Raw genomic sequence first — 13,490 nt, forward strand, 5'->3', positions numbered from 1 at the left:
TGAAAAATGGGGTGTGTCGCCTTACCATAGCTAGTGGGAAGACGATGGAACCGTCCCCATGCTTTGCGTCCCGAGCGACTAAGTAACCTAATGGCTGAGTAGTTACAAATAATGTAGTATTAGTGCTACATTTTGTCGACACATTCCTGACAAACGATACGGCCGCTAAATTGTTTTACGTTATCTGCATTACCACAAAAGATGCATGCAGGTTCATATTTTTTTAGTATTATTTTTTCTCCGTCAACGTATATTTCCAAAGCATCTTTTATGTTGATACCCAGGGTCCGCCGTAATTCTATAGGGATAACAACCCTTCCTAATTCATCCACTTTTCTAACTATTCCTGTCGACTTCAACCCTTCGCCCCCCTTTTTACAGTTTTCGACATATATTGTCAGACGCTATTATACCAGTAATTCCCATGAATAGCAATACCTATCTTGCACAAAAAAGTAAATTTTGTCAGAATAAAACTAAAAAAAATAATAAACAAGTAAAATATGTAATAAAATATAATAGAATTACCTGTTATTATTTTTCCAGTTTATAAAGCGGTACTTTTCACAAGTACCGCTTTCTGTCATGAAGTATCATGAGTTCAACAGCAGATAAAGTTGTTTTGTTTGAAAAAGAGTTTTGTGAACTTTTACTAGGCACGTATTTCCTGTTAAGGCATCATAAAATGCATTACATATACCATACCATCTTCTGAACCTTTAGCTACGCCGATACCAAGATGGTGGTTATTTTTATCGTTAAGAATGGCTTCTCTATGATATTTGCTTTCCATCAGGTGATAAAAAGCCACTTCGGGAGACACGTGTTTTGCTCCCAGGGTTCCCGCCAGATTTTCTCCATAAGTAGTAAAAGCTATGCCATCCCTTGATGCTTGCTGTCCTGGTCTTCCAAGTCTGGGGGAGTAATGTTCAATATATCCATTGGAGAGCATGTCCTCTCCTTTTTCTCTGGCAAAATCAACCAGTCTTATATCTAACACAAAGAGTGGCAGATCATGTTCCAGGCGAGTGGCATTAACAAGTTCAAATAATGCAGTTTCATAATCCGGTAAAAAGTAAACTCCATTTTCACCAAAGACAACAATTTGCTCTTCGGGTTTTTCTCCTAATACTCCTTGTGTAGTCAGGATATTTTCCCATCTCATTTCATAATTAAGAAAAGATTGGGCTAAGCTCTGGCTCTGAAAAGAAAATAGTAGGTTAGAAAAAATATTAATTGGTAAAATCATCAAAATTACTAAAAGAAAAAACGTTGTAGTATTATTATAAATTTTACCTGGGGGAAACTGGGGTATCTGTAACTGGTTATCGAGAGCTAATTTGAAATTATTAATTGTTAATCTTTTCACAAGCCATCACCTCTTTTTTCTCAATTTGCATCTTTCGCCTTCATTATAACAGGGTAAAACCCTATTTGTCAACATATAACTGACAAAAAACCCTAAAAAATTTATCTATTAAACTATGCTATACAGTAATAACCCTAATAATGCGTAGGGTAAAGATGAAAAACATAAGAAGGTTTTTAAGAAAGTTTATCGAGGATTATCTGCGAGATTCTTCCTCTATGACACTTTCTCTATGATGTTGGTTGTCAGTTAAGATTAAACGTTGTATAATTCACATAACAAAAAGTGGATGGGATGCGAAAGAAAAGATGGACAAGATAAATATTTTACTTGTTGACGATCATGCAGTATTGCGAACCGGCTTAAGGTTATTGCTTGATTCCCAAAAAGATATGGAAATAGTTGGAGAGACGGGTAGCGGTATTGACGCTTTGAAGTTGGCTTCTGAATTAAGACCAAGGGTAATTTTGCTTGATCTGTCTCTGGACGATACTAACGGGCTCCATATACTCTCAGAACTAAAATCAATTGACTCTTCTATCAAAGTTTTAGTATTAACGATGCATGATGATGAAGGTTATATTCATAAAGTGCTGGAAGTGGGCGGTGATGGTTATATATTAAAAAAAGCGGCTGATGTGGAACTGATCACTGCTATCAGGGCCGTAAACCGGGATGAGATATTCCTGGATCCCTCTTTAACCAGGGCTGTTTTGAAGGGTGTATATGATATTCACCACAGCGAATATCAAGACATTGAAGGTAGTGAAGAAGAACTGTTAAGCAATAGGGAAAAAGAAGTTCTTAAGCTTGTAGCTCTAGGCTATACTAATAAACAAATTGCTGATCGGCTTGTTGTGAGTATCAAAACTGTAGAAAGCTATAAGGCGAGGGCTAGGGAGAAGCTAAATATGAACTATCGTTCTGAACTTGTGGAATACGCTATCCAAAAAGGATTGTTGAGCAATGAAGAAAAAGAATTGGGAGTGTAAAAGTGAACTCGTCTCAGCAAAGCTGAAACATCGGGAATCAGATGGAGAGTCTACTCCGCCTGATTGAAGACCCCCACCTACGCAATGCTTGTCGGTGGGGGTCTTATATTAAAAAGAAAAATCAGGATATAGTCAAATCTAGATAGGGATTAAATCGTTACTTATTAAGCTATTTTGTCCAGTGTGTCTTTGGCAAGTCTTTTCTTTAGAGAATGGCACTCTAAAAGTTTAGAGTTTACATCCCTGGCTTTTCTCTTGAAGGGTCCCCCTCCCTCGGGATGGGGAGAGTTTTCAGAAGTTTCAGTTTTTCCGCTCAGGCTGATAGTTTCGCCGTGCCATAGCTTGTTCTAATCGAATGCTGGGGCCAGTGAATGCTAGTATGTGTGAATGGTGAACAATTCTATCGATTAAGGCCGCTGTGAGCCGGTCATCGCCAAAGATTTCCGTCCACCGGCCAAAATCCAGGTTCGAGGTGATTAGGATGCTCTGACGCTGGTAACTGTTGGAAATGACCGAAAACAGCATCTCAGAGGCTTTTTTGTTAAACGGTACGTAACCGATTTCATCCAGTACTAATACATCTGCTTTGGCGATCTTTTCAATGAGCCCCCGTGCCTTGCCGCTATCATACTTCTCTACCAGTTCATTGGCCAAATCGATGGTTCGATAGAATCGAACGGACCTCCCCTGCATGCACGCCTTGATTCCTAGTGCGATGGCAAGGCTCGTTTTTCCGGTCCCACAGCTACCCAAAAAACACAGATTCTCCTTACGTTCGATGAAATCCATGTCCAGCAAACCTTCTTGATCGATGCTGGTCGGAAAGGTAATCCGCTCGAAAGTGCGGTTTTCCAGTGTTTCAATTATCGGAAACCCAGCCTGACGTATCAAGCGTTCAATGCGGTTCGTGTGTCGCTGCTGCACCGCTAATTCCAGAAGCTCAGTTAAGTATTGCTCTGTGGTCTTGAATTTCACTTCAGAGGACAAATAACTAAGGTCAGCGATTCGTAGCTCTTTACACAGCTCTGTCAATCTACTCACGGGTGTCACCTCCTGGTGACAGATGGTCATAGGCAGTGAGGTCAGGCTTCCATTCCGCTACCGATGAGGGTGTCCATAGCTCAGCCATAGGTTTGGGGCTTTCGGATGCCTTGCAGTACCCAGACATCATCACCAGGCTTGCCAAGTCTGTGGCGTTGTAGTCTACGCCCTTTTGAATCGTGGCGGCCACTTCCAAGATGGAATGCTTTTCTAACAATGTGATGACGTTGCTAACACGCTTACGCCGCTCATTGAACTCGGGCGGAAGGAGGTAATTTTTGACTATCGCCGGCAATGCCTTGAGATAGGTGGCTTGTTTGATAGCCCTTGGCTTATGCCGATATATTTCCAATTCCGCAGCCCAGTCAATGGCTTCCGCCTTGAACGCATACTGGCGTGGGCTTTCTGCTAGTTTGGTTTCCCCATATTCGTCGAAAATCTCTAGCTTATCCCAATGCAGTTTGATGAACACACGCTGCTTGTGATGGGCCTTAGGGACGTGATAAACCTCGTCCCCAACAGATATCTCTCCATACTTGTTTACTGTGTCTGTTGCCGGCCGTATGGCCTCAAAAGGAGTCGCCGGAAGTGCGAGCAACATAGCTTCATCCTCTTTCCACAGTAGTTCAATCGGTTGCTTCTTCTCGTAATGCATTTGCTTGCGATCCTCACGAAGCTCGGCCATGAGCCAGTCGTTGAATTATAGGAAGTCGTTGATTGCCGGCAAAGGAGTAAGAAAGTTTCGGCGGACATAACCTATGCTACCCTCGACGTGGCCCTTCTCCCAACCACTCTGAGGATTGCAAAAGCGATATTCGAAACGATGCTTCCGAGCAAAATCCAAGAACATATCGGTCAATTCACGTTCCGTTCGGCTTACGATTTTCTTGACAACGGGAGTTAAATTGTCAAAGAGGATATACGGAGGAACCCCACCTATCTCGTAAAACATGGACACTAATCCGTTAAAGAGGCATTCGCTATTTTGAGCAGGGAGAACACGGCACAACCTGGTATTGCTATGAGGGAAGGACATCACAAGATGGTATCGCCGGATGTCTCTACTGGTTGCTGGATCCATGGCATCAAACTCTCCGAAATCCACCTGTGCCTCACCGGAGGGATGCTCCAAACGGATGAATTGCAGATCTCTAGCCTTGAGCAGTTCCCCATCGGACATCCTCGCCTACGCTTGGGTTTAGCCTGGAAAATGGCATCACCATCTGCGTATTTCTTTGCCGTCAGCCAGTAGACATTCAACCGCCTCGCAATCTCTGAAATGCTAACCCCTTCCTTGTTACGTATTTCCCTGATATAATCGACTTGAACCACTGTCTTCATTCCTTTCGTACCTCCTTCGATTTGCGATCTAGGAGGTTTACTTCTGGGATGTAAGCAGTGGTTCCTTTTGGGTACCACAGACTCTAACATTTAGGGTGCCATTCTCTATATTTCTAGTTTACCAAAAACATCCAGTGGGATTTTTAATACTATCTTAGTTCCTTTTCCCGGGGCAGTATCAATGATCAATTCGCCTCCTACCAGTGTCGCTCTTTCTGTCATACCAAAAAGTCCGAGGGCTTGTTTATCATTTTGTAATAAAGAAAGATTAAATCCTTTGCCATCGTCTTCTACAATAGCTTCCATGTTGTTATCGTTACTTTTTAGTGATACCTCAATGTTTTGCGCCCCGGCATGCCTGATTACGTTTGTAAGTGCTTCCTGAACAACCCTGTATACGGTTGTTTCTACAACAGACCCCAACCTTACATCTCTATACTCCTGCAAATCATATTTGATATTAATATTAGCATGCTGGGAAAGCTCTTTTACATAACGGTTTAAGGCTGCATTCAAACCCAGATCATCAAGGACGCTTGGTCTTAATTCATAAGAAAGCCATTGTATTTCCTCCAAAGTTTTGAAAATAACTTCCCTGAAGTTGCCAGCAAGCTTGCGTACCTCCCTGATATCATCAGCTCCCTGGATAAGCTTCAGCCCAAGCAACAAGCTTGTCAGTGACTGGCTGGTTTCGTCATGAAGCTCGCGGGAGATCCTTTTTCTTTCTTCTTCCTGTGTAACGATGAGCTTTTCAAGTAGTTGAAGACGCATTTTTTCTTTTTCTTCCAATTTTAATTGCAATTCCTTATTTTTTTTCCAGTTAGTTTGTAAGCTTTCCATCATCTTGTTAAAGAATCTTCCCAGCTGCTGAATTTCGTTCCTGTCTTTATCTAGTGCTTTTGACCCTGCTAACGGCACAAAAGAGTTGCTTCCGTCACTTACAAGTGCCTCTTTTTTTAGATACCTCTGCGATAAATCCCCGAGCTCCACTTTCTGCATGGTAGTAATAAGTTTATTAAGAGGATTCGTAATAGAAAAGGTAATAAAATAAGCTAAACCTATTGCTAAAAAAATACTGAAACCGGTAGCTAAAGCAAAATTGTTAATAGTGTCCTTTCTCATTTGTACAAAAGGTGCTTCTGGTATACCCACATATAAGATTCCTATCACTTCTTCCCTGTTGTTAAAAATTGGATCATAGGCTGTTAAATACCATTGATCAAGTATAAAGGCTCTGCCCAGATAGCGTTCACCCTGATCCAGAACAATACTGGCAACTTCTTCCGAAACCCTTGTTCCGATAGCCCTTTTTTCATCGTTTGTCAGTCGAATCGAGGTAGCTATACGTACATCATCTAAAAATATTGTTGCAGTAACGTTAAAAACTTCGGTAATTTCATCGACAAAATCAAAATCCCGGTTTAAAAGCTCTCCACCCAATAGAATGGCAATAACTTCACCTTCTTCGTTGTATATAGGAATGGAGGCAGTGAGGGCCAGTCCTTTCGTTTCATCTGTTTTATTTGAACTCCTTGCTTCAGGGGTAGGAACAATTTCTATATACGCCTGTTCTTCAAGGTTTTCTCTTATAAGAAAATTTTCATCCAATATGATGATTCCTTTTTGCTGTTTTCCTTCAAAAAACATCAAAAACGAATCATCTCTACTGATTCGTTCTCCAAAAGAAAGATCATTATTAGCACTGGTAATGATCTTTCCGGAAGGATCGGTAATGATGGCAAAACTTAATTCATTTTGCTCCTTATATTCTAGTAAAAGTCTCTGCAAGTACAATAAATCATTATTTGTCATCGCCTCCTTGAAACTGCGATCATTGGAAATAAACTTTAAAATAAGGGATATTTTGTCAAGACCACGTAGTAACTGCCTGCTTGCTGAATTCAAATCCTTATTTATAGTTAGTTCTGCCTGTTGTTCAACACCTGTACGAAATATCCTTACAGCAGCCTGACCTGTAATAAGAAGAAGTATCCCCGCAATTATCAAAAAACCCAGAAAAAATTTTTGCCAGATGTTTAGATTTTTGATCATATGCTTATCTCCTATCTTTTTTGTATGAAAAGAAATTCGTAATCTTAAATTCTACAGGGTAAAACCCTTAATTACTAATTCTATATTAAGCAATTAAATCCTTTATTTAAGGAAAAAATAAGTGTTTACCATCAGCATTCTTGATGTTATAATAAATAGGAGTAATGGTTTCCCCCTATTTATAGAGGTTCGTATGCTAATTATTTCGAATGACTGCAATTCAAAAATAATTAAAAATTCACAGTAAGGGAAGGTGATAATAAATAATTCTGTGCGAGGCCAATTTACAATTTATCAAGTGCATTTTTTCACAATCGTTTAGCAATTCACAACACCATTTTTATGGAATGGCAACTGTTTTCCAATTAATATTTTTAGGAGGTATGGTTATGGACGAAATGAAATCAATGATGAACGAACAAAGGCAGTTTCCACCTTCCCAAGAATTTGTCGACCAGGCACACGTGAAGAGTCGGGAAGAGTATGAAAAAATGTGGAAGCAATCCATTGAAGACCCCGAAACCTTTTGGGGTAACCTGGCAAAAAATCTTTCCTGGTTTGAGCCCTGGCAGAAGGTTAACCGGGAAGATTTCAGCAAAGGCGAAGTGGAATGGTTTATTGGCGCCAAAACAAATATTTCATACAACTGTCTGGATTACCAGATCGAAAAGGGTAAGGGCGACAAGGTCGCCATCCTTTTTCAAGGTGAACCTGAAGACGATGTTGTGAAACTCACCTACAAAGAAATGTTGCCTTTAGTATCAAAATTTGCAAACGTCCTGAAAGCTAAAGGAGTGGTCAAAGGTGATCGGGTCGCTATTTACCTACCCATGATCTGGCAGTTACCGGTTGTAATGCTGGCATGTGCTCGGATCGGAGCAGTACACACAATCGTATTTGGCGGCTTCTCTGCCGAGGCGCTGCGGGACAGGATCGTCGATGCTGGCGCAAAGATTTTGATCACGGCAAACGGATACTGGCGTTCCGGTAAAAATGTGAACTCCAAAGCTAATGCGGATCTGGCATGCGACCTCTGTGCAGAACAGGGTCATACAGTGGATAACGTAATCGTAGTTAAGAGGCTCGAAAACTTCGATGTACCCATGCAAGCAGGAAGAGACAGCTGGTTCGAAGAGGATATTGCGGATCCCTCCATCAGCGAAGACTGCCCGGCAGAAATGATGGACGCTGAAGATCCTCTTTTCATTCTCTACACATCCGGTTCCACAGGCAAGCCCAAAGGTGTCCTTCATACCACCGGCGGCTACATGGTCTATGCTTATGCTACATTCAAATACGTATTCGACTATCAAGAAAATGATATTCATTTCTGCACTGCTGATATCGGTTGGGTAACCGGACACTCCTATGTTGTGTACGGGCCCATGTCAAACGGTGCAACTTCCGTTGTTTTCGAGTCAGTGCCCACCTTCCCAAATCCGGACAGGTTCTGGCAGATCGTAGAGAAGTTCAAAGTCAATATCTTCTATACGGCACCTACAGCAATCAGGGCCCTGATGAAAGAGGGCGAAACATGGCCTCAGGGCAGAGATCTTTCATCCTTGAGGGTACTTGGTTCTGTGGGTGAGCCGATCAACCCGGAGGCGTGGATGTGGTACCACACCTACGTGGGTAGGGAAAAGTGCCCCATCGTTGATACATGGTGGCAGACCGAGACCGGCGGCCTTATGATTACCCCTCTTCCAGGCGCATGGGTTACAAAGCCTGGTTCGGCAACCCTGCCGTTCTTCGGTGTCAAGCCGGTTATTTTGAAACCTCGCTCTTCAGGTGATGAGCCTGCCGAAGAGGCTGGCGTAAATGAGGGCGGCGAGCTTTGTATGGCACAGTCATGGCCCGGTATTATGAGAGGTGTATACAATGAGCCTGAGAGATTCTTTAGCACATATTTTATCCAGCAGCCCGGATTCTACTTCTCCGGTGACGGTGCAAGAAGAGATGAAGATGGCTATTATTGGCTCCTTGGCCGCATAGATGACGTTGTCAACGTTTCCGGTCACCGGATGGGCACAGCAGAGGTAGAGTCGGCCCTTGTATCCCACCTGTCAGTTGCCGAAGCTGCTGTGGTAGGCTTTCCCCATGATATTAAAGGTGAAGACCTTTATGCATATGTCATGCTGAAAACCGGTATTGAAGCAAGCGATGCCCTCAAAAAAGAACTGGTACTCCATGTCAGAAAAGAGATTGGTCCAATCGCTTCTCCCGGCAAGCTGCAGTTTGTCTTTGGCCTTCCCAAAACACGCTCCGGTAAGATTATGAGAAGGATCCTGAGAAAAGTTGCCTCCGGCGAACTGGACCAACTTGGCGATACCACAACCCTTGCTGACCCATCCGTAGTGGATGATATCGTAAAGGGACGTCAGTAAGATAAAGCTAAAAAAATAATTGTTCTGTTTAAGGCAACCCCCCCCCCGAGGATTCGGGGGGGGGGGGAATGAGGTTTCTTTTTCTTGTTTTTAAATCGCTCTGATAGGTCATTCGTTATAAGGAGAGCAAAAAAGAGTATATTCCCCCATCCCGCTGTTTTTCTATCTTAAATCCTGATTTTGCAAAGAGGTTGAAAACGGGCATGTTTTCCGTCAGGGCTTCGCCGGTAAACCCCAAAATACCCTGCCTGCCAGCTAAAAAGGTGAGATAGGATAATAACTCACCCCCAATACCCTGTCTTTGGTAGTCGTCCCTTACCACCAGGGCAAGTTCTGCCGTTGTAAGATTTTCGTATACAGAATATTCCCCGATACCCACAACCATTTGCCTGTTTTCCTCCTCAATAATAGCCAGGATAACCACATCCTGCCCATAATTTATTTTTAGGTAGGATTCCTGCAGTCGTTCGTGAGGCATATTCTTGCAAACAGTGAGAAAACGTCGATATAGATTTTTATCGGAAATGGAATAAAAGAAATCTTTAATCAGGGGTTCATCATTTATTTTAATCGGGCGAAAAAAGATACGTAGGCCTGATTTGGTCGTTCGGTATGTCTCCAGTGCTTCAGGGTATTCTCCTTCTATAAAAACTTGGTCAGGGTAAATGTATGAATGCTTTTTCGCTTCTTCAATAAGCCATGGTCGAAAGTTGGGATGAGCGATGGCTATTAAGGACATCGCTCGCTCCCTGATGTTTTTACCATGCAGGTAGGCAATCCCATATTCCGTGACCACGTACTGGATATCCCCGCGGGTCAATGTGACGCCGGCACCACTCTGAAGGCACGGGACGATCCGGGAAACTTTGCCATTTTTAGCTGTAGATTGCAGGACAAGGATGGCCTTACCCCCGGGAGACAGCACTGCACCGCGCATAAAATTGGCATGTCCGCCGACACCGCTGTAAAAAAAGGTGCCGATTGAATCGGATGTAGCCTGTCCTGTCAGGTCGATTTCCAGGGCACTGTTAATGGCCGTCATGTTATTGAGACCGGCTATATTGTGAATATCGTTTGTATAATCGATAGTTCTTAATTCTACAGCGGGATTGTCGTGCATGTAATCATAAGTATCTTTCGTGCCCAGGCAAAAAGCAGCTACAGATTTCCCGGGGTTCAAAGTCTTGCGCGAATTATTAATCACTCCTCTTTTCATAAGTGCCACAATGCCATCATTGAGCAGCTCTGAATGGAAGCCAAGATCTTTTTTATCAAAAAGATTGTTTAAAATGGCGTTTGATATGCTGCCGAATCCAACCTGTATTGTATCCCCGTCCTGGACAAGTCGTGACACGTATTGACCGATCTTGCTGGCTATGTCATCAGGGAACTCCGGTTTATATTCCAGCAGGGGTTCGTTAAAGGGTAAGAAAAAATCAACATCACTGGCATGGATAAATGTTTCTCCATGGACTCGAGGCATGTAAGAATTCACTTGTGCAATTACCAAGGGTGCTTTTTCCAGCACTGCCTTCATTACGTCTACGCTAATTCCCAGACTTAAAAATCCCTGATGGTCAGGCAAAGAGGTTTGTATAAGGACAATATCAACAGGAAAATATCTTTTACGTAGTAAAGAGGGTACTTGATTCAGGAAAACCGGTGTGTAATCCGCCTGGCCTTCGTTCACAGCTTCACGGATACTCTGGTTGATAAAAAAACAATAATGGCGAAAATGCTTCTGAAAATGTTCATGCGTATAGGGCTCCACCCCGAGTGTCCAAATTTGCAGAGGGTCTGCATTTTCGTACAAATTGGAATGGGAATCCACATACTTTATCATTGTGTCGACGAGGTGCTGGGGCACGCCGCAACCTGTCCCGATAAAAATTCGATCACCGGGCAGCATGTGCTGGAAAATGTCCTCTTCCGCCACAAATTTTTCAGGATAAGCTGATCGTAATTCCAGAATCTCCTGTCCTGTTTCCCAAATAGAACTCAAAATATTAACCCCTTCCCTTACAATGTCAAAATATTGCTTAATTATATACAAGAAAGAAAATTGTTGCTATAATAAATATACTACTGTTTATTAGATTTGAAAAGACCGAAAATAAATAAAAATCCCGCGAACCTTCTTAGCGGAAGAAATTCCTTCCTTAGCACTAATGAGTTGTAGAAACATTGTAAGAGGTGATAACCTATGAATAAAGAAGAGGGTTACCATAACCTGAACATGTGTCGGGCAAGCAGCCCCGAGAAATTTGTCTCTCTGAAGAGGGCTTTTTCCCAGGTCCGGGCCGGTGATCGCATCTTTGTGGGGACAGGTTGCGGTGAACCCCAATACCTGGTGGGAGGGTTGGTTGATTATCTGGAAAAGTACCCAAATGCCTTTTTTGATACAGAAGTTATGCACGTTTGGACATTAGGGGTAGCTCCTTATACGCACGAAAAATTCAAAAGCCATTTTCGTCACAACTCTTTTTTTATCGGGGAAAACACGCGGGAAGCTGTCAACAGAGGGATGGCCGACTATACACCAGTATTCCTTTCCGCTGTTCCCCAACTCTTTCGCCGCAGAATGATTCCCCTTGATGTAGCGCTGATCCAAGTCTCTCTCCCTGATGCCCATGGTTATTTCAGCCTTGGGGTGAGCGTTGATATTGTCAAAGCGGCGGTTCAGCACGCCAGAACAGTCATTGTCCAGGTGAATGCCCAAATGCCCCGTATATATGGTAATACATTTATTCATATTAATGATATTAATTTTTTAATAGTTCAAGATGAACCGTTGCTAGAGTATAAAGACAATGAACAGGTGTGCGATGAGGTGACCCGGCGTATTGGCGGCTATGTGTCCCAGCTTATTGAAGACGGAGATACCATCCAGATAGGCTATGGGTGTATTACCGATGCAGTTATGGATAGCCTGCTCGAAAAGAAACAGCTCGGCATTCATACTGAGTTGCTTGGCGATGGTGCTGTAGACCTGATGAAAAAAGGTATTATTGATAACAGCTGCAAAACCTTATTGAAAGGTAAAACAGTGGCTTCGTTTTGTATGGGGAGCCGGGAGACTTATGACTACCTGGACAATAATCCTGCGGTGGAGTTTCATCCTATTGATTTTACAAACAATCCTTTAACAATCTCACGTATTAAAAATATGGTGGCGATTAACAGTGCTCTGGAGCTTGATCTCACTGGCCAGGCCACAGCTGAATCTATGGGTCATCTCTTTTACAGCGGTATCGGTGGTCAGGTCGATTTTATGCGCGGCACTGTCCTCTCTCGCGGGGGGAAATCAATCCTTACCTTACCGTCCACCAGTGAAGGAGGTAAAAGGTCTTGTATTGTTCCCTTACTGCAGGAAGGCGCAGGCATTACCCACACTCGGGGTGATAGTCACTACGTTGTTACCGAATACGGCATTGCTTACCTGCATGGTAATAACCTGCGTGAGCGGGCCATGTCCCTGATCGGCGTTGCTCACCCGGACTACCGCCCTTCGTTAATCGCTGCGGCTAAAAATCGTTCACTTGTTTATCAGGACCAGGTTTTCCCCTCAGGTAAAGAAGCACACTATCCGCTGGAGTTGGAAACAAAGCGTACCACCAGAAAAGGCCTGAGCATCTTTCTGCGACCTGCTAAGGTGGAAGATGAACCCCGGCTCAAACAATTTTTTGGTTCCCTCACTGATCAGAGTATATTCAAGCGCTTTCTCACGAAAAGAGAGGACTTCCCCCACGAAGTGCTGCAGGATTGTTTTGTTACCACAGATTATACGCGGAAGATGGTTGTGCTTGTCGGGATTAAAGAAGCAGAAAGGGATTTGCTGATCGGGGTGGGGCAATACACTATTGTTGGTGAAAACACCTTAACGGCGGAATCAGTCCTTGTTATCCATGATGATTATCAAAATGCCCATGTGGGCAGCGAACTGTTTGCCTACATGAATCACATAGCCGGTAAAAGGGGGATCATCAGCTTTACTGCTGTCGTTTTGCCCGACAATAAACATGCGATCAGACTTATCGAAAGGATGGGTTTTACTGCAGAAAAGAGATTAGACTCAGGAGTATATGTATATAGATTTGATTTAAACAAAGATTCTCCTTCTTAGTTATGTCAGAACAAGCCGCGCTTCATAGAAATAATATCGTGTAAGATCAGCAATAATTCACCCAAATATAAATAAACACCTTACAAGACAGAATGCTGGAAAATCAATGAACAAGAAAGCAATTACTGCATTTGTGTATATACAATTAATGCACTTAATTTATGCCTTATAGCGCTTAATTCGCAAGG

Annotated in this window: 9 protein-coding genes and 1 pseudogene; 3 read left to right on the top strand and 7 right to left on the bottom strand. The window is 42.9% G+C overall.

Features of this window, described 5'->3' with window-relative positions; translation table 11 throughout:
- Positions 1-209: 209 nt before the first annotated feature.
- Together Q7J27_12435 and Q7J27_12440 are read right to left on the bottom strand one after the other, a co-directional pair.
- A pseudogene (locus Q7J27_12435) lies at positions 210-359 on the bottom strand (AbrB/MazE/SpoVT family DNA-binding domain-containing protein).
- A 311-nt stretch (positions 360-670) separates the two neighbouring features.
- A complete protein-coding gene (locus tag Q7J27_12440) occupies positions 671-1,369 on the bottom strand; it encodes a CAP domain-containing protein (GenBank protein MDO9529946.1) in 699 nt (232 codons plus the stop codon).
- A gap of 308 nt (positions 1,370-1,677) precedes the next feature.
- Here Q7J27_12440 and Q7J27_12445 point away from each other — a divergent pair, with 308 nt between their 5' ends.
- Positions 1,678-2,361, top strand: a complete 684-nt coding sequence (locus Q7J27_12445; protein ID MDO9529947.1) for a response regulator transcription factor — start codon at positions 1,678-1,680, stop codon at positions 2,359-2,361.
- Positions 2,362-2,661: 300 nt separating this feature from the next.
- Here the strand turns inward: Q7J27_12445 and istB are convergent, their stop codons facing one another.
- The 4 genes from istB to Q7J27_12465 all read right to left on the bottom strand — a co-directional run bounded on the left by istB (position 2,662) and on the right by Q7J27_12465 (position 6,795).
- The gene (istB, locus tag Q7J27_12450) at positions 2,662-3,402 is read right to left on the bottom strand and encodes an IS21-like element helper ATPase IstB (GenBank protein MDO9529948.1); all 741 of its coding nucleotides are present in this window, start codon (positions 3,400-3,402) and stop codon (positions 2,662-2,664) included.
- Positions 3,395-4,087 carry a hypothetical protein gene (locus Q7J27_12455; protein MDO9529949.1) on the bottom strand — a complete coding sequence of 231 codons (693 nt, stop codon included), beginning with the start codon at positions 4,085-4,087 and terminating at the stop codon, positions 3,395-3,397. The genes istB and Q7J27_12455 overlap by 8 nt, the downstream gene beginning before the upstream one ends.
- Before the next feature lie 15 nt (positions 4,088-4,102).
- Positions 4,103-4,582, bottom strand: coding sequence for a hypothetical protein (locus Q7J27_12460; protein MDO9529950.1), 480 nt, complete (start codon positions 4,580-4,582; stop codon positions 4,103-4,105).
- A gap of 266 nt (positions 4,583-4,848) precedes the next feature.
- Positions 4,849-6,795 carry a cache domain-containing protein gene (locus tag Q7J27_12465; protein MDO9529951.1) on the bottom strand — a complete coding sequence of 649 codons (1,947 nt, stop codon included), beginning with the start codon at positions 6,793-6,795 and terminating at the stop codon, positions 4,849-4,851.
- 389 nt (positions 6,796-7,184) lie between these two features.
- Between Q7J27_12465 and acs the strand changes: the two genes are divergently transcribed.
- A complete protein-coding gene (gene acs / locus Q7J27_12470; protein ID MDO9529952.1) occupies positions 7,185-9,179 on the top strand; it encodes an acetate--CoA ligase in 1,995 nt (664 codons plus the stop codon).
- Between the two features lie 115 nt (positions 9,180-9,294).
- Here the strand turns inward: acs and Q7J27_12475 are convergent, their stop codons facing one another.
- Positions 9,295-11,181, bottom strand: a complete 1,887-nt coding sequence (locus Q7J27_12475) for a GNAT family N-acetyltransferase (protein MDO9529953.1) — start codon at positions 11,179-11,181, stop codon at positions 9,295-9,297.
- Positions 11,182-11,382: 201 nt separating this feature from the next.
- Here Q7J27_12475 and Q7J27_12480 point away from each other — a divergent pair, with 201 nt between their 5' ends.
- Positions 11,383-13,302 carry a GNAT family N-acetyltransferase gene (locus tag Q7J27_12480; GenBank protein ID MDO9529954.1) on the top strand — a complete coding sequence of 640 codons (1,920 nt, stop codon included), beginning with the start codon at positions 11,383-11,385 and terminating at the stop codon, positions 13,300-13,302.
- The last annotated feature ends 188 nt before the right edge of the window (positions 13,303-13,490 follow it).

It is taken from the genome of Syntrophales bacterium, from assembly GCA_030655775.1.
GTDB lineage: Bacteria > Desulfobacterota > Syntrophia > Syntrophales > JADFWA01 > JAUSPI01.

Coding starts and splice junctions, on each gene's coding strand:
- Q7J27_12445 (MDO9529947.1), top strand. CDS start 1,678: ATGGACAAGATAAATATTTTACTTGTTGACGATCATGCAGTATTGCGA.
- Q7J27_12455 (MDO9529949.1), bottom strand. CDS start 4,087: ATGGCCGAGCTTCGTGAGGATCGCAAGCAAATGCATTACGAGAAGAAG.
- Q7J27_12460 (MDO9529950.1), bottom strand. CDS start 4,582: ATGTCCGATGGGGAACTGCTCAAGGCTAGAGATCTGCAATTCATCCGT.
- Q7J27_12465 (MDO9529951.1), bottom strand. CDS start 6,795: ATGATCAAAAATCTAAACATCTGGCAAAAATTTTTTCTGGGTTTTTTG.
- acs (MDO9529952.1), top strand. CDS start 7,185: ATGGACGAAATGAAATCAATGATGAACGAACAAAGGCAGTTTCCACCT.
- Q7J27_12480 (MDO9529954.1), top strand. CDS start 11,383: ATGAATAAAGAAGAGGGTTACCATAACCTGAACATGTGTCGGGCAAGC.